Annotated in this window: 17 protein-coding genes; 9 read left to right on the top strand and 8 right to left on the bottom strand. The window is 38.7% G+C overall.

Going from position 1 to position 23,190, the window contains the following annotated elements:
* The first annotated feature begins 43 nt into the window (after nt 1-43).
* Nucleotides 44-937: a helix-turn-helix transcriptional regulator gene (locus PP181_RS02045; protein ID WP_154917618.1), complete on the top strand. Its 894-nt coding sequence runs from the start codon at nt 44-46 to the stop codon at nt 935-937.
* Nucleotides 938-1,120: 183 nt separating this feature from the next.
* On the opposite strand, the gene PP181_RS02040 is transcribed toward PP181_RS02045, so the two are convergent.
* Both PP181_RS02040 and PP181_RS02035 read right to left on the bottom strand, forming a co-directional pair.
* Nucleotides 1,121-1,960, bottom strand: a complete 840-nt coding sequence (locus PP181_RS02040; RefSeq protein WP_272635791.1) for an N-acetylmuramoyl-L-alanine amidase-like domain-containing protein — start codon at nt 1,958-1,960, stop codon at nt 1,121-1,123.
* Between the two features lie 11 nt (nt 1,961-1,971).
* Nucleotides 1,972-3,039, bottom strand: a complete 1,068-nt coding sequence (locus PP181_RS02035) for a mechanosensitive ion channel family protein (RefSeq protein WP_419776354.1) — start codon at nt 3,037-3,039, stop codon at nt 1,972-1,974.
* A gap of 161 nt (nt 3,040-3,200) precedes the next feature.
* On the opposite strand from PP181_RS02035, the gene hemH reads away from it, so the two are divergent.
* From hemH to PP181_RS01995, 8 genes are all read left to right on the top strand, one after another.
* Complete coding sequence (hemH, locus tag PP181_RS02030; RefSeq protein ID WP_272635790.1) at nt 3,201-4,235, top strand: ferrochelatase; 1,035 nt, start codon at nt 3,201-3,203, stop codon at nt 4,233-4,235.
* Nucleotides 4,236-4,251: 16 nt separating this feature from the next.
* Nucleotides 4,252-5,046 carry a DUF3050 domain-containing protein gene (locus tag PP181_RS02025; RefSeq protein WP_272635789.1) on the top strand — a complete coding sequence of 265 codons (795 nt, stop codon included), beginning with the start codon at nt 4,252-4,254 and terminating at the stop codon, nt 5,044-5,046.
* Between the two features lie 30 nt (nt 5,047-5,076).
* The gene (locus PP181_RS02020; protein WP_272635788.1) at nt 5,077-6,453 is read left to right on the top strand and encodes an MATE family efflux transporter; all 1,377 of its coding nucleotides are present in this window, start codon (nt 5,077-5,079) and stop codon (nt 6,451-6,453) included.
* A 143-nt stretch (nt 6,454-6,596) separates the two neighbouring features.
* The gene (locus tag PP181_RS02015) at nt 6,597-8,042 is read left to right on the top strand and encodes a C1 family peptidase (RefSeq protein ID WP_154917612.1); all 1,446 of its coding nucleotides are present in this window, start codon (nt 6,597-6,599) and stop codon (nt 8,040-8,042) included.
* Between the two features lies 1 nt (nt 8,043).
* Nucleotides 8,044-8,538: a hypothetical protein gene (locus tag PP181_RS02010; protein WP_138256515.1), complete on the top strand. Its 495-nt coding sequence runs from the start codon at nt 8,044-8,046 to the stop codon at nt 8,536-8,538.
* 83 nt (nt 8,539-8,621) lie between these two features.
* Nucleotides 8,622-9,797: a CHASE2 domain-containing protein gene (locus PP181_RS02005; protein ID WP_272635787.1), complete on the top strand. Its 1,176-nt coding sequence runs from the start codon at nt 8,622-8,624 to the stop codon at nt 9,795-9,797.
* Nucleotides 9,770-10,561, top strand: coding sequence for a hypothetical protein (locus tag PP181_RS02000; protein WP_272635785.1), 792 nt, complete (start codon nt 9,770-9,772; stop codon nt 10,559-10,561). The genes PP181_RS02005 and PP181_RS02000 overlap by 28 nt, the downstream gene beginning before the upstream one ends.
* Nucleotides 10,562-10,573: 12 nt before the next feature.
* The gene (locus tag PP181_RS01995) at nt 10,574-11,770 is read left to right on the top strand and encodes a CHASE2 domain-containing protein (RefSeq protein WP_272635784.1); all 1,197 of its coding nucleotides are present in this window, start codon (nt 10,574-10,576) and stop codon (nt 11,768-11,770) included.
* A gap of 7 nt (nt 11,771-11,777) precedes the next feature.
* Here PP181_RS01995 and PP181_RS01990 read toward each other — a convergent pair whose 3' ends face one another.
* From PP181_RS01990 to PP181_RS01965, 6 genes are all read right to left on the bottom strand, one after another.
* Nucleotides 11,778-12,890: a hypothetical protein gene (locus PP181_RS01990; protein WP_272635783.1), complete on the bottom strand. Its 1,113-nt coding sequence runs from the start codon at nt 12,888-12,890 to the stop codon at nt 11,778-11,780.
* A gap of 18 nt (nt 12,891-12,908) precedes the next feature.
* Nucleotides 12,909-13,631, bottom strand: coding sequence for a hypothetical protein (locus PP181_RS01985; RefSeq protein WP_272635781.1), 723 nt, complete (start codon nt 13,629-13,631; stop codon nt 12,909-12,911).
* A gap of 4 nt (nt 13,632-13,635) precedes the next feature.
* Complete coding sequence (locus PP181_RS01980; protein WP_272635780.1) at nt 13,636-18,543, bottom strand: T9SS type A sorting domain-containing protein; 4,908 nt, start codon at nt 18,541-18,543, stop codon at nt 13,636-13,638.
* An 11-nt stretch (nt 18,544-18,554) separates the two neighbouring features.
* Nucleotides 18,555-19,964 (bottom strand): DUF5723 family protein, encoded by a 1,410-nt coding sequence (locus PP181_RS01975; RefSeq protein WP_272635779.1) that lies wholly within the window; start codon nt 19,962-19,964, stop codon nt 18,555-18,557.
* A gap of 270 nt (nt 19,965-20,234) precedes the next feature.
* Nucleotides 20,235-21,623, bottom strand: coding sequence for a M48 family metalloprotease (locus PP181_RS01970; protein WP_272635778.1), 1,389 nt, complete (start codon nt 21,621-21,623; stop codon nt 20,235-20,237).
* A gap of 196 nt (nt 21,624-21,819) precedes the next feature.
* Nucleotides 21,820-23,175 (bottom strand): DUF5723 family protein, encoded by a 1,356-nt coding sequence (locus PP181_RS01965; RefSeq protein WP_272635777.1) that lies wholly within the window; start codon nt 23,173-23,175, stop codon nt 21,820-21,822.
* Nucleotides 23,176-23,190 lie beyond the last annotated feature (15 nt).

The raw sequence follows: 23,190 nt of genomic DNA, 5'->3' as shown, positions 1-23,190 counted from the left end.
TGTTTAGATAGATTCTAAATAAAGTAAATTGATAAGCCGTACTATGGAAAGTAAAAACATCGCCAAAGGTTCATTTGAGGAACTGTTGATAGAGAATAGCTTTTACGTACTTAAAATCCAGAATAATACTTCTGAAAGTAAGCAAGTTACGCGGGAAATAAATAGGAGTTATATTCAGTTCCATTTCTGTTTGAAGGGCGGCGGTAAGTTCGTTTTCAATCAAGGGAACTATGCTTTGGAGGTATCTGAAGAGAACTCGTTATTGTTGTACAATACCCAATTGGATTTGCCTTTGAACCTTATGTTGGCACCAAATTCCTGGATGGTTTCTGTGGTGATGAGCATACGAAAGTTCCACTCCCTTTTTTCCGATGAGGCGAGTTACATTCCCTTCCTTAGTGAGGAGAACCAGGAAAAAAAATATTACGCCCAAGAGCCGGTATCGCCCCCTATTGCCGTGGTTCTAAGTCAGATAATTAACTACAATCTGCACCCTACTATTAAAAACCTGTATCTGAAAGGAAAAATTTACGAGTTGATAGCCTTGTACTTCAATAAGAATACCGATGCCGATGTAGAACAGTGTCCATTCCTGATAGACGAGGACAACGTAAAACGCATTAGAAAGGCGAAGGAAATCATCATCTCCAACATGGCCGAACCTCCTACCTTGAATGAACTTTCCAAGGAAATAGGATTGAGCCTAAAACGATTGAAGGAAGGATTTAAACAAATATATGGGGATTCCGTATACAGTTTTCTATTTGATTATAAAATGGAACATGCCCGAAAACTTCTGGAATCCGGTCAGTACAATGTAAACGAAATCGGGCTAAAAATTGGGTACAGTACCTCAAGTCATTTTATTGCCGCTTTTAAGAAAAAGTATGGCACCACACCCAAGAAATATGTGATGGCGTTGGCGAGTAGTTCATAGTTTTTTTGTCATTCTGACGAAGTACGTAGTACTGGGGAAGAATCTCTTCTAGAATCGGATGTTTCCTTTTACTCAGCATGACAAGTTGTTAGGTCGGTAATTTTCAGGGTTGATCGATGGAGACTTAGTATTAACTTGGTATAGGAATTACTGATTTTAAACTGAAAAGTATTTATGAGAAAGCTAAAGAGGCCTCGCCACCATAATACCAGTATTCCCCTTGACTTTTTTCAAATATTCCTCCAACGGTTTTTCCGAAACTTCTACTTCCATAGAACCTGTAGAGGCATGGAGAAGATGGATTCTGCCATCCGCTTCCCGCGTGGCAATTCCGGTATGGGTTACGTCCAGGCCATTGATTGACGTTGCAAGGGCAATGATATCCCCGGATTGTATCAAATGCTCGTTGTCGGCAATTTGATCTTGGGCCAGGACACAAATGGGCCGACTATTCAGATACTTTTCGGAAGCCTTTATCTTTTCGAAATTACTATCGTCTGCCAAAAAGGGATAGAGATCGCGATGCTCGCTCATAAAGTTGATGTCCTTGGTAATTTCTTTTCCGCCAATCTCTAATGTAATATCCTTCATTAAGCCTTTTTCGGCATTGTTGGCAATCCACTCGGAAAAATAGTGGAGTCGGGAAGCGTATCCGTCCAAATTACCATCTTTATATCGAATGGTTTCTAGAGTTTCTATGAAATTCTCAAATGAGGATTTGTCCTCTTTCAACATCAACGAAAATGCGAGCACATTTTCCACAAAAGTGGTGCAATCTAGTCCTTGTAAGTTGACCACCAAGGTTTCCGTGTCCCCAATTTCCAAGGTTTTGGCCACGTAGGGAGTTTTGAGGAAGGTTTTGCCTATGGCTACCATGGTCTGTCCAAAATCAGGGTTTTCCAAATTTTGAACCTGTCCAATCTTGGAAACCACGGTCTCTTTGTCCAATGGGGAACAGGTAACGGTTTGTGCCTCCGTTTGGTAGCATATAAGAAGTAGGCTTAACAATAAGATGTGTCTCATGATGCTTTAATTTATTTTGAAGAATCTGTCTCAAGATTGCCCATCAAAACTCTATTATGTACAATACTCTCTGGATAATTTTTCTGAAGGAAAGTTATTAATTTTTCCCGTACATGTACCCTCAAATCCCATGCCGTTGGCGAATCCTTGGCGCTCATCAGCGCCCTTATCTCTACATAATTGGCCTTGCTATCGGTTACCTGTAGCACGTTTACTTCCTTATCCCATAAATCGGTATTTTCCAAAATGCGCGTCAACTCTGCCCGCAATGCATCAAATGGAACCTTATAATCCGTGTATAAAAAAACGGTTCCCAAAATATCGGAAGAAGTTTTGGTCCAGTTTTGGAAAGGTTTTTCAATGAAATAGGGGGTAGGAACTATGAGTCGGCGTTTATCCCAGATTTTCACCACTACATAGGTAAGGGTTATTTCCTCAATACGTCCCCATTCGCCTTCCACAATGACCACATCGTCCAATTTTATAGGTTGTGCAATGGCGATTTGTATGCCCGCCAAAACAGTACCGATCAATTTTTGGGCGGAAAATCCAATTATGATACCGGCAACCCCTGCGGAGGCAAAAATACTAAGCCCCAATTCCCTGATTTCCTGAAAACTCATAAGGGCCGCGCCAACGGCCAGAATGATGACTATGAAAATGACGATGCGCTCCAGAATATTGAATTGGGTATAGATTTTTCGGGCCTTTAGATTATCGGTGGTGTTTACATCATACCTGTGGATGATGAGTTGTTTCATCACTTTTAATATCCCAATGATCAACCAGGTCATGGCAAAGATGAACAACAGGGTACTGGCCTTTTTGAACCAATATGCTTCATCGGTCAAACCAAAAAGCTGTCGGAAGGAATGCATCCGAATGATAATGGAGATAAATATGAGGAAAATAGGAAGGGCCACACGCTTCATAACACCTTCGGGCAAGAGATATTTGGGGTCTTTTCCTAACCTTCGAAGCACGAAAAGTGTACTCCAATAAAGTATTACGAATGTGGCAGCCGTAAGGCCCAAATACATCATTGACTCCCTAGGAATATCCTTAAAAAGTAAATCCATTCGTTCTTTCTTTATTTACAACATACTAAATTTTGATGGGCTATGAAATTAATTGAATGGAAATTGATTGGGTTTATGGTAGTATAGAAAACTAATGGCCTAAATTAAAATATCATCTATTTCCAAGTCTTATTTTTGCAATTCAAAAATTAATGAGGAGCATGAAAGGAGTATTATTGGTTAATCTGGGTTCTCCAGATAGTCCAACCCCAAAGGATGTAAAACCCTATTTGGACGAGTTTCTTATGGACGAACGCGTCATAGATGTCCCAAAAGTGTTGCGGAATATCATCGTGCGGGGAATCATTTTGCAAACCCGACCTAAGAAGTCGGCCGAGGCCTATTCAAAAATTTGGTGGGAGGAGGGCTCCCCTTTGATCGTACTCTCGGAACGCTTTACGGAAAAAGTGCGTCAACAATCCCAGATACCCGTAGCCCTGGGGATGCGCTATGGAAGCATGAACATTAAAAATGCGCTTCAAGAGCTTAAGAATAAGGGTGTGGACGAGGTTTTGTTGGTGCCCTTATACCCACATTATGCCATGTCTTCCTATGAAACCGTGGTAGTAAAGGCGTTGGAAGTGAAGGATGCTTTTTTTCCTGAACTAAAAATTACCACCTTACCGGCATTTTATAAAAATACCGACTATATCCGAGTCCTTTCGGATTCCATTAAGGAAGGTTTGAAGGATTTTGAGTACGACCATATCCTGTTTTCCTACCATGGGATACCGGAGCGCCACATCCGAAAATCAGACCCGACAAAGTATCATTGTAAAATTGACGGTTCTTGCTGCCATACCAATTCCGTGGCCCATCATACCTGTTATAGGCATCAGTGTTATAAAATGACGGAACTGGTACGTACCCAAATGAACCTACCGGAGGAAAAGGTGAGCGTATCCTTCCAATCGCGTTTGCCCAACGATCCTTGGTTAAAACCCTATACGGATTTCGAGTTTGAACGATTTGCAAAGGAAGGCAAGAAGAAGCTAGCCGTGGTAACCCCTGCCTTTGTGGCGGATTGTTTGGAAACCTTGGAGGAAATAGCCATGGAAGGTAAGCATCAATTTATGGAAGCCGGGGGAGAAAGCTACAAGCACATCCCATGCTTAAATGATAGCGATGCCTGGGTTACCTTAATGGCGCAATGGATTGAAACCTGGGAAAAGGATGGCGTACTCCCACATCATTAAACTAGTTGAAAAAGGTATGAGCAAAGTAAACATAGAGAAAATAGAAAAGGCCTTGGAACCTTTAAGGACTGCCTTAAAAAATCATCAGTTATATAATGAGTTGACTACCATAATGGACGTACGGATTTTCATGGAAGGGCATGTGTATGCAGTATGGGATTTCATGTCCCTACTAAAGGCCTTACAGATAAACCTAACGTGCGTGACCACTCCTTGGATTCCATCAAAGAATACGAATACGGCCCGGTTTATCAACGAAATCGTCTTGGAGGAAGAGACTGATAGGGACCAGGCCGGAAATTACAAGAGCCATTTTGAGATGTACCTGGAAGCCATGCAGGAAGTGGATGCCGATACGAACACTGTTGAAGCCTTTATTGATACGGTTAAAAAATCGGGCGATATCCAAACAAGTATCTTTCAATCAGAATTGCCGGATGCCGTAAAGGAATTTATGCAATTTACCTTCGCTGTAATAGCGGAAGGCAAAGCCCACAAAATTGCGGCGGCCTTCACCTTTGGAAGGGAGGAACTTATACCAGATATGTTCCTAAAGATCATCGAGTCTAACGAAAAGGCACCTCTATACCCCAAGTTGGAGTATTATCTAAGAAGACATATAGAACTGGATGGCGACGAACACGGTCCGCTTTCGTTGAAGATGATCATGGAACTTTGCGGAAATGACCCTAATAAATGGGATGAGGTACTGGAAGTTTCCCAAAGGGCCCTGGAGCGAAGAATTCAGTTATGGGATGGCATAACGGATGGAATTCTGAGCGAAAGGACCTCCACAGCTACGGTGGTTTAATACCATTTTTAATTCAAAAGAACTCGGCCTATGGCCAAATTCACATCGGAAGAATTGGGCAAGCAGCCTATTGGAAAGCTATTGGTAGGGCAGGCGGTGCCGGCTAGTATAGGAATTCTTGTGATGTCCTTGAACGTTTTGGTCGATTCCATTTTCGTTGGCAACTGGATCGGCTCCATTGCCATTGCGGCCATTAACGTCGTACTTCCTGTCTCGTTCTTTATAGGGGCCTTGGGAATGGCCATTGGGGTTGGAGGGTCTAGCATCATCTCTAGGGCCCTTGGTGCCGAAAATAAGGAAAAGGCCTTTACGACTTTCGGAAACCAAATCACCCTTACCCTGATCATAACCATTACCATGGTCATTGTCGGCCTCACTTTTATTGAGTCCATCATTCCCGCTTTTGGGGGAAAAGGAGCAATATACGATCCGGCCAAGGTGTATTATACCATTGTGCTGTACGGAGTTCCTTTTTTGGCACTTTGCATGATGGGGAATACCGTTATTAGGGCCGAAGGCAAACCCAAATTTGCCATGATCGCCATGATTATTCCTTCCGTAGGTAACCTCTTGATGGACTATGTCTTTATCTATGTTTTTGATTGGGGGATGGCAGGCGCTGCCTGGGCCACTACGGTCGGCTACATACTGTGCTTTCTATATGTTGGCTACTTTTTCTTTTCCCGGCATTCCGAAATGAAAATCCAATGGAAACATTTGGGATTGGATGTACCGGTGGTAAGCGAAATAGGATCGTTAGGCTTTGTAACCTTGGCAAGGCAGGCGGTGGTGAGTATTATTTATCTGATAATGAACAATATATTGTTCGCATTGGGCGGTGAAGCGATGGTGGCGGTGTATGCCATTATTGGCAGAATGTTGATGTTTGCCTTATTTCCGGTATTTGGGGTTACCCAAGCATTTTTACCCATTGCCGGATTTAATTATGGGGCCCGAAAATACCATAGGGTACGAAAGACCATCAATACGGCAATCACCTACGCCTCTCTATTAGCGACCGTAGTTTTCATAGGGCTCATGATTTTTCCCGAAGCAATTACGGCACTTTTCCTGAGCGATAACCCGGACATGTCCGCCCAAGATTTGGAAACCAATGCCTTTGTTTTCGAAAATGCCCCAAATGCCATGCGTTGGGTATTTGCGGCAACCCCGATCATAGCCTTGCAGCTTATTGGTGCAGCCTATTTTCAGGCTATAGGCAAGGCCGTTCCCGCCTTATTATTGACACTTTCCAGACAAGGTTTTTTCTTCATTCCCTTGATTCTGGTTCTTCCAAAATTGTATGGAGAACTAGGCGTTTGGATTTCTTTTCCCATCGCAGATGTGCTGGCGACCATCGTTACCGGTTATTTTTTGAGAAGGGAAATCAAGAGGACCTTGGTGTAGGTGATGTCTTTACACCAGTATACTAAAGAATTATACTACAAAGGCGTTCAAACTACCCAATTTATCTATAAATACCCAATAAACGGTACTTTGGGCTTCTTAAAAAAATAGTATATTGTCCTCATAACCAATTAGATATTGAAATGAGAAATCTCACCTTGCTCTTATTTTTTATTTCTGTATTAGGGTACTCACAAACCCAACGTAGTACAGGACTCTTATTTGATGATGAAGCCTATGAAAATACCCCGGTAAAAGCAAAAAATGTTGCTTTCCAAGATGTGGTAACTGAATTCACTTCCTCTACTTTAAAAAGCTTTGTCCCTCCCATAAAAAACCAGGGGGGATATAGTACTTGTGTAGGGTGGGCGACAGCATACTATGGACGGACAATCTTGGAATCTCGATTGTATGATGTACAAGATTCGCTTACAATTGCCAAAGGTACTTTTGCACCTGTATTCACCTACCTACATTCAAATGTGGAAAATGATTATAACTGTCAGGGAGGTGCCTATATAGGTAAAGCCATGGAAGCCATGGTGGAAAAGGGTGTGCCGTACTACGAGGATTATAGTGTTATGTGTGATACGGAGATACCGGAAAATCTGTATGGCTCTGCCGAGCGATTCAAGATAAAGGATTTTGCAAGAATATTTGGTTCCGATGAGTCGGAGGAGTTTAAAGTAGATGGTGTAAAACGTTCACTTCTAAATGGAAATCCCGTGGTTATCGGGTTTATGGTAGATAATGCATTTCAAAGTGCCAAGAATGTTTATGTCCCTGATAATTTGGGGACAACCGGGGGGCATGCCATGTGTGTAATTGGATATGACGATGATAAGTACGGCGGTTCTTTTGAAATCGTGAATAGTTGGGGGCCTACATGGGGAAATGATGGATTCATGTGGATCAGGTATTCAGATTTTGCCGAGTATACAAGATATGCCTTTGAAATGATACCCTTAAAGGTCAAAAAAGAGGAAAAACAGATTTTGGCGGGAGAGGTCGACTTTATCCTTAGAAGTAACGAACCTATGAACGTACGCAATGAAAAGGGCGAATATACCGGATCCGTATTTGGTGCTCAGGATGTGGTCATTGAAAAAGAGGATGAAAGTATTGGAGATTATATTACGGAAGATGTTTATAGTACCGGAACTAGGTATCGTATGGTAACTAAAGTAAATCAACCCGCTTATGTATATGTTTTTGGGATGGATTCAGATAATGAGTTTTCCCCTTTATTTCCCCATAAGGATTCAATAAGCCCCTTTATAAATTCCGATAAGTCCGAAGTTATATTGCCTGCGGCGCCAAAAGGAGCTAAGGCCTATGCGAGATTAAGCAAGGATGTGGAAAAGGAATTTACCATAGTTGTTTTTTCTTTGGAAAAAATAGACATGAAGGAGGTGCAATCCAAACTTCAAGAATTGGATGGTACGTTATTAGATCGATTGTACGTGATTTTTGATGACAAGCTAATCAAAAAAGAAGCGATGAAGTTGAGTAAGGATAAAATGAGTTTTAAAGCGGAATTCGATAAAGGTTCCTTGGCGATGATGATATTGGATATTAAAAGGTCCTAGAATGCAAAAACTAGCTCTTTTGATGGTCGTTCTATTGATGTACTCTTGTATGTCTTCGCAGAAGTCGGAGAAAAGCAAGGGCTCCGGTACGATAGAAAGTACAAAAATAAAGGCCTTGATCAACCCGGAAAGATTCGGTAAAATTGAAAATGCCAATACAGTCATTAGAATTGATTTGGTCAAAACGCTTATCGAAGGAACTGAAAATGAATATTACAATCAGCTAAAAGTACTGGACACTTTGAATGTCAACAGTGCTCAGGAATTAAAACAAGTGCTCATTGACGATACCAACTATGTTTGGGACCTACAGAATTCAAATTCATCTTTTGATCCTCAGCAGCAGTTCATATTAAAAAACAATGATGAACAGTTGACCATACTGCTTGATGAAAATGAAAATAAAATCGCCTTTATGGACCTTTTTGGAAGAAAGGTAATCAGCGTTACCTCGGGTTTTCCTTTTTTTCGTAAAAATTTATCGGATAAAAAATAGATCAAAGGAGTCCATAAACAAACCTCTTAATTGTTTTCTACATGCAGGATTCAAATAAAAAAAGGTATTTCTATAACTTTTTTATGAGGAACAAGAGTTTGTTCAAAGAGGCATTTTTGTGTATGATTTTCGCCTTTACCGTGTTGGGCATAGTCTCTTGGATAGGTGTTAGCCTTAATTTTTTTAGTCCATTTAAAAATGCGTTTAAGGATTTTAGTTATTTGGATATGTACTATGCTGAAAAGCTAGAAACGAATGATCCAAATATAAATGAGAACATCATTTTGGTCAATGTTGATAGGCGCAATAGAAAGGAGCTGGCAGGGATGCTACAAAAGATACAGGAATCCCAACCAAAAGTAATCGGTGTCGACGTCATATTCAAAGATTTGGAAGATCCCGTATGGGATCGTTTTCTTTCGGAATTTCTTAAAAGTGAAAACATAGTCGCAGCCTATGTTCTAAATGATGATAAAAGAATAGTCTCAAATAAAAACATACTTGAAGAAGGAGTTGCATCAGGATACTCGAATTTCAATTTTGATGATGAATCCGCAGTAATAAGAAATTTTAGGGGTGTCTATAAAAAAAACGATACCATCTTGGAAGCTTTTGGAACGGCGGTATCGAAGAAATTTAGGGCGCCTGATTGGGACATGGGGATGGATAACTTTCTCTCAATCGACAGGCCCATCAATTATACCGGAAACAGGGATTTCTTTCTCGTATTGGAATATGATGAAATAATGAACGATGAGTTTTCTCATTTGATGAAGGACAAAATAGTTATGGTAGGATACTTGGGTAATCCCATTCAACATCGATTTGATTTGGAGGACAAACATTTTACCCCGATGAATCCCAGATTTGTGGGGAAAAGTCCGCCAGATACCTTTGGGCTGGTCATTCACGCGAATATTGTCCAAATGATTATTGAAGGTAATTTTATAAAAGTAGTTCCCAATTGGATGCGTATCCTGTTAACGGTCATATTGACGTACATGGCCCTTTGTTACTTTATTTGGCTGAATAAAAGACAGTTGGCCAGTTATATACTTAGGTTGAATATAGTTCAACTATTTTTTATCGTATTTTTTGTCTGGGTGGCCTTGTTGCTTTTCAGGCAAAAACTACTATTTAAAACAGCTTCCATAACCGCGGTCATGGTTTTTAGTATTGGTCTGATAGGATTTTACAAAAAGTTGGCACATTATTTATATAAACGATTTAAATGGCAAGGATTCTTTTTTCACGATTGATTTTCATCATTTTTTGCTTAGTATATACTGCCGAAGGCTTTGGGCAGGAAAGCTATTATATATATCAAAAAACGGGAGAACCTTTGTTTTCTTCGGATAAAAAGGCCATTAGGGGCGTATATTTTGAGACTTTGGATACCTTGAGACTTTCGGATGATGAAAAGGTTACCCTTGTAAACCAAACAGGGGAGATTTTTGCTTTGTCAGGCCCAAATGCGTATGTTTTTCAGGATATTTCGAAAAACAAGGTGCAATTAAACCAAACTTCGTTTACAAGAAAGTATTTTACGTATGTGTGGACGCAGTTCACAAACCGCCGAAAAAGTAAGCAGGAAGCCGGGGTAGTGTATAGGGAAGATAGAACGATCATCAAACATTTTCCAGTGGATAGTGCCAAATTATATCAGCCCAGTATATTTTTCCGTTGGGAGAACAATTCAGAAGCCGATTTGGTTTATCTTTTTCTAAAACAGCGTGATGGCGACCATATTACCAAAATAGGAACCGCTTCAGATTCTATGCTACTTTATGTGGACAATAATCTTTTGAAAAAGGGAAGACAATATGAATGGGCCATTAGTCTGGAGCCATTTCCTAGTTTGAAGGACATAAAATACAACACACTTACTTTGTTGGATGATGAGACTTTTCAGGAATTGAAAAAGGAAATGGATGTCTTGATCAAAACGTTTACGTTATTGGGATATCCAGAGGCCAAGATTAAGGAAGCTATCTGTGCGGATTATAAATTTTGCCCCTATTAAACAAAGGCCTTCATGGATTCCGAACTTATACAGAAACGATCCAAAAGAAAATTATTATGGAGGGATGCTTTTTTGAGCACTATACTTTCCTTGATAACCTGCTTCTTGCTATCGCTACTTTTCGTTAACCTTAACTTTTTTAATCCCCTAAAAAAGGCCTTGGAGGACTTTAGTTTTCTGGATATTTACTACAGCGAACAAATGCATCCGAATTCGGATATGGTTTCTGAGATTGTATTGATTAACATTGGGCATGAAAATCGGGAGACTATTTTGGAGGGTTTGCAAAAGGTTCTCGATGAAAATCCAGCCATAATCGGTTTTGATGTTATGCTCCAACATTTTGATAAAACTAAGACCGATACCCTTTTGGCCCAAACACTGAATGATGAAAAAGTAATATCGGGCTATATTTTAAAGGAAAATCAATTCTTTTTGAATCATCCATTTTTCGTGCGCGATGGAAAACAGGGTTATGTAAACTACAATTTTGGCTATCAGGATGCGGTGGTTCGCGAATTTACGCCCACTCATGAATTTCAGGAGAATACTTTTGAGGCATTTCCTGTAACCGTTGCCAAGGCATATATGACCACGGATGAATGGTACGCCAGAGGTTATCCCAAAAAAATGTTGAAACCGAAATTGATAAACTATAAGAGTGATTACTTGGGATTTGTCCATTTTCCTTTAAAGGATTTTCTTTCTTTTCCCGATAAAAAAATGGTAAAGGACAAAATTGTTTTGTTCGGTTATTTGGGCAGCCCTACCGGAAACCCCTTTGATGTGGAAGACAAACACTTTACCCCTTTGAACAAGGTAACGGCCGGTAAAAGCATCCCCGATATGTATGGTATGGTCATACACGCCAATATCATTTCAATGCTCCTGTATGATACTTTTCTATATGAAGTTCCTTTGTTTTGGATTGTTATCCTGACCTTTTTACTAAGCTTTTTGGCCAGTGCCTACTTCATTTGGCTGGACACGAAATTAAAGATCAGTTATAGGACCGTACGTAAAGCCATTTTATTCGTTTTTACCGTACTCTTTGTTTGGTTGACCATCGCCCTGTTCAAAAATGGGATTGTCATCAAATCTGCTCCCATTATTGCCGTGACGCTTTTTAGTGCAGGATTTGTAAAGTTTTATAAGCATTTGGTAAAGTATATCAATACCAAGACGGTATTCAACTCTTATTATAAGTAAAGGCGGGTTATTTTTCCCTCGCTAGCTCCACAATCTCTTTTTGAAACCGAAGGTCATTTTTCAAAATGGCAAAGAAGTCGGATATGAAATCGTGCGCCGTCTCATAGCTTTTAGATTCATTGAATAAGGGTTTATGCGCTTCCAGTATTTTTAGGATTTCTGATTCTTTTGAAAGAAAATGCATGCGGGTATCTTCAAAAAGGGCAAAATTTCTTTTAAATCCCCGGTACTGGCGTTCGGTCACTTTATCAATGTCCAAAGAAGTGTTATTTATGTTGGATACAACGGCATAGGAAGCATTCACCAGACCGCTCATATCAAAATCATAGGGAATGGGATAACTTTTTCCCTCTTTAAAAATCAGTTTTTGGTTGTGACTGTAGGCCGTTGAGAAATCGGTATTCCCGATCATAAACTGAAAAAATGCATTGATGATGGAGATAGTCTCCTCTTGGTTTAAGGGGTGCACAAAACGTTTAAGCACTTTGGCATCATGGCGCCTGGCCACCACCTTATCATCCTCGATAAGAATGGTTAGCAAGGTGTGGTTTTTTGCTTTTCGAGCGGCCCACGCTCCCTCATCGTTGTAAAGACTGTTTTTTGAGTCATTTAAAAAAATAGCCAAGGGGTGTAGTTCATCTTTTTCACCACGGGTATCCGTATATTCCAAGGTTGCCAGGCGGGTTTTAAAGTGGATAGGCGATAGCAATTCATACATTTTATAGGCCAGATACTCCTTGAGTACATCATCGTTACTACGGTCTTCCAAAAGACAGGGCAGTACTATTTTTACGTTTTTATGGTTTTCAAAAGGCGTGCTTTGGGTACCGCCTCGTTTAAAGTAGATTTTTAAAGGCGTAAAATAGCAGGTATTCCTTCTAAAGTTCCCCCGGGCCCTAAGGGATATGGGAAGGGTATCCCAATTTTGGCCTTGCTTGTATAGTAAATTGGTATGAATGCCCTTTTCTTTATTCGTCTCCTTTTTTATTTGTTTGTTAGTATAGGAGAGTTGGAGGGGCAGTATTTCTTTCGATTCAAATAATGGATTATTTTTTTGTTGAGCCTCAGCGTCAAATAAACAGCTTAGCAATAGTATATATAAAAACTCAATTGTTCTCATGTTTGAAAAAGTTTCAAATTAACTTTTTGAAATTTTTAAATATGAGTTCGTACTGTTAGTAATACCACCTTCGGTCTTATTCGTTTGAATCCGAAATATATAGTAATCACCAGATGACAACTCATTTAAGGGGATGGTTTCTTCCTTGGAATCAGATTCAGATCTAGTTGTACCCCGTTGATTATAGGTTAGGACGGTGACATCTTCGATAATTTCATTTGTTTCAAATTTATTGCTCAGAAAAACATCATAACTTAAATTGTCTATGTTTTCTCTGTCATTCGACCATGAAACAACAAATTCGGTTATTGTTGTTCTAAAGGAAATTTTAGAAGGTAATGGCAGAACATCCAATATAGGTTCAGATTCACTAAAAAAGCCTTGTTGATTAGTGGGGATTTCTTCGCCAGAGTTTAGTCTTCCAATAATTGACCATAGATAATTCTTACCCCTTTCCAAGGTAATTATCGTATCCAGTTTTATACCACTTACATTATAATTGGAAGTTGAATTATCATCTTCCCTTATCAATTGTATGCTAAATTCTTTGAAACCTGTTTCACTGTCTACGGACCAAGAAAACGGTATTTCTAATCGATTGTTTGTGGTTGAAACCCCTCCTTCACATAAACCATCTGGTTCAATTAGGGTAATGGAATTATCTTTAGGAATAAATTCACCCTCACAGGATACAAAAATGAGAGCTAGTATTACGAGTATGGAGAAATATCTAGATTTCATTTACTTAATTTTTAATTAATTTAATGGTGTTGATAACTTTATCCTCGGAAATGATTTTACAGAAGTAAGTTCCATCGGATAATGATTCCAAATTCACTTCCCAATTTGATGATTTTTGATTCAATCCTTCGAAAGTAGCTACAACTTTGCCTGTAGTATCGTAGAAAATTAATTTTAAGTTATTTGTACTTGATAATCCATCAATGTGAACAATACTATTTGCCGGATTTGGAAAAATCTTTAAATCGTTAAAGAAAATCTCATGATCTATTATACCTTGGCATTGAGTTTCCCCTATAATTTGGATTGAATTTTTTCCTATTTGTAAAGGAAGGTTAAATTCATTAGGCCCATCATTTTCAAATCGATGCTGGTATCTTTTATCATTTATTAGTACTTCATAAAATTTACTTCCTGATACTTTCAGACTCGCTTCCTTTTTCTCCGAATTAACCATTGAGGATAAAAGCTGAGGAGAATTTAAGTTCTTCCGAATAGTCAAATTAAAAGAAGGTGGAATAATCTCTTCATTATCAATAGCGGTTAATCTAATCACATATTCACCAGCAGGCAATTCATCAAAAGTAATGTCACTATCTTGAGCTAATTCTTGGTTCGGAACATTTTCTTGAGTTGGTAATAGTTCTGCTATAAAATTGAATTGGGTATTATTAGCTACCGAAATCGAGCCTTCATTAAATCCAGGGCAGGTTCGACTGCTGACTGTTGCCAGGATTTGACTTGGGTCAAATTGGTCACCTCTTTGTTCACTTACAATGAAAATAGACTCCGTCTTTTCAATTTGCCTGACCTCATAATTAGAGCCTGAACTTAATTGAATTTGTATTCTTTCGTTTTGAGGTTCAACCACTGTATCTGGTAAGGCCTCAACCGAAATTAAACCACGATTTTCACCGGAATTAATAGTCACATAAAACTCATTACTCTGAGATATGTCTACCTTATTATTATCATTACCATCAAATATTAGATAATCTACGCCTGTAATTGGTTGATTATCTTCTCTTTGAATCGAAAATTTAACCAAAATATCTTCGCTTGCAGTTAGAGCATTATTGTCTTGATCAAGTAATAAAACTTCAAAAAAGGATGTTGAACCCCTAGACTCATCTTCATATATTAACTGATTGTTATCTGCAACATCGGCAAGAAAAACAAAGTTTGTAGACCTATCCGTATCCAGTATAGAAACTTCTGCAAACTCACCTACTTGAACCTTATATCCAAAACTATCCACCAAGGTAAAAATTACCGACTCGCTTGGTTCTGGCTCTTGATTATTTGCGTCTTCATCAATCGGAACTACCACAACACTAGCCTCTCCATTTTGATCTAATGGAATGCTAAAAATTTGAGCGTCCTCATCAACTACCTCAATATTTTCCATAGGAGATAGTTGGTAGTCTACCAAATAAGTAGCACTACCCGTAAGTTTAAATTGAACTTTAATGTCTTCTACATTAGGATTATCAACCTTAAAAAAGACTTCTCCGTTTACAGCTTGAGGTTGCTCTTCCGAAGGTTCACTGGCATTTGATATTATAGTTTGAAATTGTGCAAATGGGGCTTCTATTATAACAAAGGTGTAATTACCACTTTCATCAGCACCTAAAAGGTTAAGATTATTCTGCGATTCGAAGTTTAAAGTAAAATATTCCAGTGTATCACCTTCATCAACATTGTCGGCTATTGTTAATTGCGTAAAACCATCAATTTCATTATTATTAACAACCTTTACCAATTCTTCCTCTATATTTTCCGTAAAACTATAATCATCTGTGTTGTTATTGAATGGGATATAAACACTTCCCTCTGGAGCAAATCCATTATTTGTTACATTTAAATTAACTCGATATTCTGACCCTTCAGGAGCTTGCTGTTCAGAATTATAATTAATCGTTATTTTTTCGCCTTCTTCAACAAAATACCAAAAACAACATAAAGGACTACCCACCTCATCTATTTGTATATTCCCCTCAAAAGAAATGTCGACTGCAAATGGTTGATTTGGATTAAATTTATTTTTAATAGTAACTGTAAAAGTGAACGAATCTTGAATGGTATAAACTTGATTATCATCAGAGAAAATTTCAAATTCATAAACTTTATCACCACTATTAACTCCATCATCAATTGCAGTAAATTCTATAAACCCATCCGGATTATTTGAATTAACAGTGATAGTTTTAAAAAGATTATCAATTTCAAAATCACTTGAATCTTCAAAACCATCTTTTATTATAAAAACTTGAGGATTGTATTCGGTACCATCCAAAGCAAATTCATCTGCTTCAAAATTTAGAAAAAAAGTCTGACCTTCAATAATTTCGAAGTTGGGTGAAGTTCCAGTTACATCACCAGTTACACTTGGTATTACTGTAAATACTGAACTAGAAGGTTCATTAATAGTAACACTAATTCTTAAAAAACCATCTCCGGCAACTTCTTCCCACTGATACCCTACTGGTTGGTCTAAAATGATATCTAGAACCTCGTCCGCATCGTCACCATCATTGGCTACAATTACGTAAGTTAAAACTCCATCAGGATTAGCATTAGCATCTACTGTAACGTCAAATGAGGTTTCTGGCCCAGTATAATCTGCACTTTGAGCGGTAGTATTACTCAAATCTAATGGTATAGTAAAAGAAGTTCCATTTATGCCATTTATAGCTTCTATTTGTATCTCTAAAGTCTGTCCTTCTAATATTTCATAATTATTTCCATTCGGTGTAGCTCCTATTACCGTTGTTCTCAAAAGTATTGGTGCATTTAAAGTGTCTGTCACCGTTACCACAAAAGTTTCTGGCGTTTGTATGGTATAAGCAGCTGTATTGTCGGAAGCCACCGTTATGGTATACACCTCATCACCAGTATCGTTACCATCATCCAATGGTGTAAAAGAAATACTACCATCGGGATTTATAGCATTATCAACAGTTATAGGCTGGTTTAGTCCAGTAATCGAAAAATCAGCGGTTGCATCAACGCCATTCTTGGTCACCAAGATAATTGGATTATATACAGTTCCGTTTTGAGCGGTTGCATCTGCATTAAAATTCAAGGTAAAACTATTTCCTTCTGTAATTTCGATTGCAGGCGGGTTACCTGTTGTACCAGGGATGCTCGCCGTTATCGTAAAAGGTTGAAGATTACAATTTGTGGAATAAGATGTCCCAGCGTCAATTGACCAAGCCCTTTGTGCAAAATCAAGGTTGCTAACTTGAATGCAAGTTAAGTTTGGATTGCCAGTGGCGTCCAAATCAAACAAGTTTTGATCTGCTGTACTTACATCCAAAGCAGAGAATACATTGTTTTCCACATAGAGTTCGGTTAAGGTAGTGGTAGTAGGCAATGAGATAGTAGTTAAATCATTGTCGCCAGCATAGACACTTCCAATTACGTTGTTATTGGAAAGGTCCAATGAGGTCAACGTATTTCCGCTGATATTCAAAAAGGAAAGCTGACCATTTTGACTTACATCTAATTCGGATAAGCCCGAAAATGATGCCCCTAAAGATTCTAGATTGTTCAGAGAACCCAAATTGGCCAAGGTCGTAAGATTGGGACAATTATTAGCCAATAGTGTTTCAATGGAAGTGGATTCATTAAGCTGGATGGTTCCAAAATTATTATCACTTATATCCAAATTGGTAACGTTGGGGACGCCACCAAAACTGATGGTGGACCCGGGAGATCCAATACCATTGTTTTGTAGTTCCAACCTTGTTACATTCGTTAAAAATGGACCATTGGGTGGGCGATTTTGGAATCGAATTGGCTTACCTCCCAAATTACAGTTGTTTGCACGTATTTCAACCAAACTTAGATTCTGTAATCGTAGCTCATCTAAATTGTTGTCACTAACATTTAAAATTTCCAATGAGGAGAAATCCTCAAGACCTGATAAATCGTTAATACCCTGTCCAGAAATATCCAAGGAAAGTCTACTAGAAATATCAGAGGTTAGTATAAGGCCATTTGGGGGTCCACCTTCGGAATCAATTCCCTGGGTTATTAAGGCTAGTTCAAAATTGGTGTCAGGTATAAAAGTATATCCACAATTTTCACTATAAGTGGTTGCGGCATCTTTACTCCAGTTTCCCAGTAGGGTTTGTTGTTCGGAATAAGTTACATCATCCACTTGGATGCAAGCTAGATTTGCGTTGCCATTCAGTTCAACGGATGTGAGTAGATTATTTGCCCCGTTTTGTAAATTAACAAAAGTCAAGGATCCATTATCACTATTTAATCTTGTTAAATTAGTGTTTTGTGATAAATCTAATGTGGTAATCTGTGATTCGTATGTATCCAAAGTCTCTAGTGCGGATAAAGACTTAACATCCACATTTGTCAAAGGGTTAATAGCTAAACTAAGATCTACCAAATTGGGTACACCACTTAAGTCAATATCGGTAATTTGATTATCAGCAAGCTGTAATGAGGTCATACTGCTCTTTCCGGAAAGATTAATAGTAGAGAACAAATTACCCCGAGTAACTATTGTTAAATTTGTTATAGCGCTATTTTGAGAAATATTTACACTTGGTAAATTTGGCACATTAATTATTGTTATATCTTCTAATAATAAGTTAGCACTGAAATCAATTTCTTGTATTGTTGCAGATTGATTGTTTGTAAGGGTAAAGGCAGTTAAATTGGAAAAAGCTTCCAAACCTTGAAAATTTGTAATATTATAACTAGTCAGTTGCAATTGAGAAATAATGGATATATCAGCAGTCAATATTTGACCATCGACAGCCCCCCCTTCTGAATCATACCCCTGGTCAATTAAAGCTTGTTCAAAATTTGCGTCAGGAATAGCCGTATATTGACCATAAGACCAAGTCGTAACAATTAGTATAATGAGAAGTAGTAATTTTTTTTTCATATTCAATCTTTTTAAAACACCTCTTCCAAAACAGGAAGGCTGATTCCAAAATAAACGTGATTTAAAGGTTTGCCAGTAGCTATATTAGCTAAGGCAGCGCAACCGGCCGTGATGTATTTATAGCGAACTGCCAACCCAACATGGATACTACTTGTTTCCATTACATACGCAAAGGGGATACTTACGCTAAAATCCGGGGTTTCAAACCGCGGAGCCAACGTAGCCATACCAAACCTCGAGTTGGTAAATTCATCTTCCTTGGAGGTCAGTGCCTGTACATAGTTGAAGTTTACGTAGTATTTATTGTCATTAAGGACTAGGTAGTCGGCATTGATATGTAAGGAACGAGGAAGCGCAAAAGTGACGCTGCCCTGTTGTATAGGCATATCCAAATCATTATTTCCATTCAACTCATTAAATAGCGTAGGTAGGTCGCTGGTTGATAGAGGATTACCCGTATACGTTATTTCCCGTTTCTCTATATTATTATCCTGTTCAGAATTTCTATCTTCTTTACTATACTTTACACTACCAATATCCAAAACAGCCGCGCTCAATCGTAATTTATAAGTATTCACAGTTGCACTACTGTTTCTAGCCCCAACCCGGTTGGTTTCCCTGGGTCGCCATTCGTATACGAGGCCAATATCTCCCCCAATTCCCTGTCCATTATAATCAAACCCAAAGCTGTAGGTGTAAAAGCCTTCGGTATCCATATTGCTATTTGAGGGAGGAAACTCGTTACTGGTATTTAAATAGGTCAGTTTCTCAACGCTCGTTACATTTCCATTTTCATCGGTTGTAATGCTACCTCGAACTTCGGTACCCCGTCTACCTGCCAAATATTTAATGGTACCACCAATTTTTAAAAAGTGATAGTTACCCCTAATGGCGGCAAAAGCATAGTTGATACCAAATTCGTCCCATTGGTGGGTGGTATTGTTGAAGTTGGATGTATTTATGGATATGGAGCCGTTATAATCGGCATTGCTCAGTCGTGCCCAAAGCCCTCCATTGTATCCTTGGTAATCCGTATAGGAACGGGAACGCCATAAAAATGCAGCGGCATGTCTGGGAGAAAACCCCCAAAGCACTGATGGCAGCATAATATCCTGATTTACGGCAGAATTGTTCTCATTGCTCGCATTCCCCTCGTTTTCGGAAAATTTTAGGGCATTAAAACCATTTGGATTTTGGTTGATGTCTTGAAAATCGGTTTCGCCAATGTCCGTAGGGTTGAAAAAGTGATAGGACATGCCGTTGATATGATATCTGTATTTGGATTCAACACTGTTGGCCGGGTTTTGTACCACGTTATAGATGCCGCCATAGTTATCAAAAACGGTTCCGTGTCCATATTGGGCAAGTGCCAGAAATGGTAAAAAAAGTATAAATGATATAATATAGTGGTCTCTCTGCATTTGGTTGGTGGTTTGAAAGTCCTTACGGACAAATAAGGGGATTTTCAATATAGAAAATTTTCATGGTTTTTATCATTGTTAAAATGCTTTTTGTCGATAAAAAGATAGGTTTATCGATAAAATCAAATATAATGGGTTAGACCAAATGAAGAAATACCCATTACTGGGTATAATTTGGAATTGGGTATTGATAATCAATTAATTACAGGGAAGGAAATGGCTGGTATATATTAAAGAAAACACCTACAAAATATCACTTTTCAAGTATTGTTAGAACTGAATATCCATTATTTTTCTTTCCTGATACCGACCTTCTTCGGTCTGAGGAATGTCACTTTTTAAGGGAACCAGACTTGCGGTAATTTCAGTTGGAAAAAGAAGGCCTTGGAAATCTTTATAATTTCCATAAATTATTTTTCGTTCATTGTTTTCCTTATCCTTTGGATTTCCTTTTTTAAAAGATTCGATCAGTTCTTTTTCTACGATGGCATACAGCAATCCCGTGGCCGTTTGATAATAATAGCTTTTTTCTACGGTCACACGTTTCCCCTTTTTTTGTAGGTCACCAAATTCCAGGCGTTCCTCGGGCAGTTTGAGTTCAAAACATTCGATGCCGTCGATTCTTTCCCTTCCGTCGTAGGTCGCTACCTCTGGATTGGACAGTAAAACAAAGTCTTCAAAAAAATTGCTCAAGCTTGGCTCAATGTCCTTTTTAAACTCATAGTCATCTTGTTTTTCTGTACCTATGCGGGGAGCACCTTGGTTCCATTTTTCCTTATCTGAAAATTTCCATAATAACGAGTCGTTTTCCACTTTGTAATTCTCACTGTAATCCCGTCCCTCCAAGGGCTTGTTTACCAAGATGATATTTGGGTTCAGCACATATTCATGTTCAAATTCATTGGATACGGCATTTAAGCTTTGACCAATTTTTTCGGTAATTTTTTCGCTAAATTTTAGTTCCCTTATTTGGCCTAGTTCCTTTTGACCTCCAACTGACTTATAATACCTGTTAATAATATGTTCTGGAAGAATATCCCGATCCGGGGTATTTTCATTTAACAGAACCGTTCTTTGGGTTGGATTATTGATCCTGTTCCATCCTTCTTTTATGGCTTCCAAACGTTCTGCCCTTCCGGGATGGGTGCTAGAGGCTTTTTCAGGATAGTTTTTGAACATGCTTTGCGCTTCCTCAAGCGTACTTCCCATACGTGCCATGGTAGACCCGGCAAACCGGTCTGCACTGATCTCATACCTGTGATTGCTCCCCACATTGTTCAAAGAATGATAGTTTAAAAGATGACCCACCTCATGGGCCAAAACCCCTATGGAAGCCCAATCCGTACGGGAACTGTTCTTCATTTTGGAAAGCCAAATGGGGTCATATAGGATATATGGGTCTTTTTTACCACTATTGTCTTCTTGTATACTGGCCAATGCGTTTTGAATATTTGGGCATTGCCTAATTTTAAAGGTTCTGTTTAAGCCCATCTGGGCCATGATTTCGTCCACGATAGCTTCGGCTTCGGGGTCGGCTTGATAGCTTTGGTTGCCAAAGCAATTTTCATCCACTTCTTCGTATACAATATCCTGTTGGAAACCCTGACCAACAGCTGATTGGTAGAACCATAAGAACAATAGTAAAGTGAGATATTTCAAACCTTTAAAATTTGGTTAATAGCTTGATGCTTAAAGAGGTATATAACGTACCCTAACAAATCCCTAAATGTGGGTTTCATACTATTTTTAAGACTTAGAGTTGTAAAATACTAAATTTTGTCAATTGTTTAAAATGGATGGTGCGTACAGTGCTTTTTAATTGAATTTGGTAATTAAAATGCGTACCAATTGTAGGTTATTGTTTTTTTGATTTGAAATCTTTACTCTTTCTTTTGTGGTACACAGGTATTTTAAGTCCAAGGAATATGTCTGCCAATTGGGCATTATTGCCTAGGTTGGAAAATAAACTTCCAGAACCTATCAAAAGCGGACCCAATCGCAACCCTAAGCCTATTGAGGTTCCACTTAATTTACTATTGGAAATAGGCAGGTAGGCTCCAAAAATCCTGGATTCATACCTTGGTGTTAGCGTAATGAGATTCAAAGGGTTGTTATTAAAAGTGGCATTCATATCCAACAAACCTTGGTTTATATTTAGGTTCAGATACCATTGCTTGGTTAACCAGTAATCAACGTTTAAATTAATGGTGGCAGGTAGTTTCCAGGCTTGGTCATTTACAAGGGTTTGTGGAACAACCTGATCCTCAATGGCCGATATGAAATCTTCTTCTAGATCTTGGGCAGCAAATGTTGCGTTAATTTGATAGGTGGAACTCTCTGTATTGCGATAGGTTATTTTTCCAATATCCAAAAAAGATAGGCCCATTCTTAGTTTATATTGATTGAATCCCCTAGGATTATCGCCATTGGAAGGAGCTAAGGATGAGGGGGTTCTAAACTCGTAAACAACGCCAAAATCAAAACCATACCCTGATGAAAGGTTGTCAAAATAGTCAACATCCCCCTCAGTTTCCGTGGCACTAAAGGCATAGGAAAGGTCACCGTTTAGGGATACCTCTTCGATACTGGAATCGTACTGGCCATTAAGCTGCGTACTGCTACCTTGAATAGCCCCTCCGCCAAGAAGGTATTTTAAAGAAATCCCTCCTTTTAACCTATGGTATTTTTTTTGTAGCAGTATTGAGCCATAGGATAGGCCTATTTCAGCCCATGCGTGTGTGGTAAAATCCATATTGTTCGCAACAAAATCAAAGTCCTGGTTGGCAAATCCATCATAAACACTTTCAAAAAGAGTACCGTTAATATTGTTTATGTTTCCAATGGCCCTAATTCTTGTAAATAGTGCAAGTCCGTTTTTCTCATTAAGTGAAAATTGTATGGAAGGCCCCAATACATCCAAGTTTATCAAAAAGTTATTAGTATCGGAAGCAAGTCTCTCCAAACTATCAAAACTATCATTTTCAATAAAAGAAGTGATATTCCCCAAGGTTAAGGGGGTGTAATCAGTACTTGCTATACTATTGATGGAAAAAAGGTTGAGTTCCCACTTAGTACGGCTGTCCGCAAGGCTACCCGGATTGATAATGGTGTTATGTATTCCGCTAAAATTATCTGTAAAAAGACCGCTATAGGATTGGCCGAAGGTTTTACTCCAAAGTATAAATAAGAATAGAATATACGCGTATTTCATAAGGTTATCCAAGAG

Source organism: Maribacter sp. PR66, from assembly GCF_028464205.1.
GTDB lineage: Bacteria > Bacteroidota > Bacteroidia > Flavobacteriales > Flavobacteriaceae > Maribacter > Maribacter flavus.
Note: the sequence above shows the minus strand (reverse complement) of the source record. Positions and strands in the feature narration are given on the sequence as shown.

Bases quoted from the DNA above. Each gene is read 5' to 3' on its own strand.
- PP181_RS02045 (WP_154917618.1), top strand. From the start codon at position 44: ATGGAAAGTAAAAACATCGCCAAAGGTTCATTTGAGGAACTGTTGATA.
- PP181_RS02040 (WP_272635791.1), bottom strand. From the start codon at position 1,960: ATGAGACACATCTTATTGTTAAGCCTACTTCTTATATGCTACCAAACG.
- PP181_RS02035 (WP_419776354.1), bottom strand. From the start codon at position 3,039: ATGGATTTACTTTTTAAGGATATTCCTAGGGAGTCAATGATGTATTTG.
- hemH (WP_272635790.1), top strand. From the start codon at position 3,201: ATGAAAGGAGTATTATTGGTTAATCTGGGTTCTCCAGATAGTCCAACC.
- PP181_RS02025 (WP_272635789.1), top strand. From the start codon at position 4,252: ATGAGCAAAGTAAACATAGAGAAAATAGAAAAGGCCTTGGAACCTTTA.
- PP181_RS02020 (WP_272635788.1), top strand. From the start codon at position 5,077: ATGGCCAAATTCACATCGGAAGAATTGGGCAAGCAGCCTATTGGAAAG.
- PP181_RS02015 (WP_154917612.1), top strand. From the start codon at position 6,597: ATGAGAAATCTCACCTTGCTCTTATTTTTTATTTCTGTATTAGGGTAC.
- PP181_RS02010 (WP_138256515.1), top strand. From the start codon at position 8,044: ATGCAAAAACTAGCTCTTTTGATGGTCGTTCTATTGATGTACTCTTGT.
- PP181_RS02005 (WP_272635787.1), top strand. From the start codon at position 8,622: ATGAGGAACAAGAGTTTGTTCAAAGAGGCATTTTTGTGTATGATTTTC.
- PP181_RS02000 (WP_272635785.1), top strand. From the start codon at position 9,770: ATGGCAAGGATTCTTTTTTCACGATTGATTTTCATCATTTTTTGCTTA.
- PP181_RS01995 (WP_272635784.1), top strand. From the start codon at position 10,574: ATGGATTCCGAACTTATACAGAAACGATCCAAAAGAAAATTATTATGG.
- PP181_RS01990 (WP_272635783.1), bottom strand. From the start codon at position 12,890: ATGAGAACAATTGAGTTTTTATATATACTATTGCTAAGCTGTTTATTT.
- PP181_RS01985 (WP_272635781.1), bottom strand. From the start codon at position 13,631: ATGAAATCTAGATATTTCTCCATACTCGTAATACTAGCTCTCATTTTT.
- PP181_RS01980 (WP_272635780.1), bottom strand. From the start codon at position 18,543: ATGAAAAAAAAATTACTACTTCTCATTATACTAATTGTTACGACTTGG.
- PP181_RS01975 (WP_272635779.1), bottom strand. From the start codon at position 19,964: ATGCAGAGAGACCACTATATTATATCATTTATACTTTTTTTACCATTT.
- PP181_RS01965 (WP_272635777.1), bottom strand. From the start codon at position 23,175: ATGAAATACGCGTATATTCTATTCTTATTTATACTTTGGAGTAAAACC.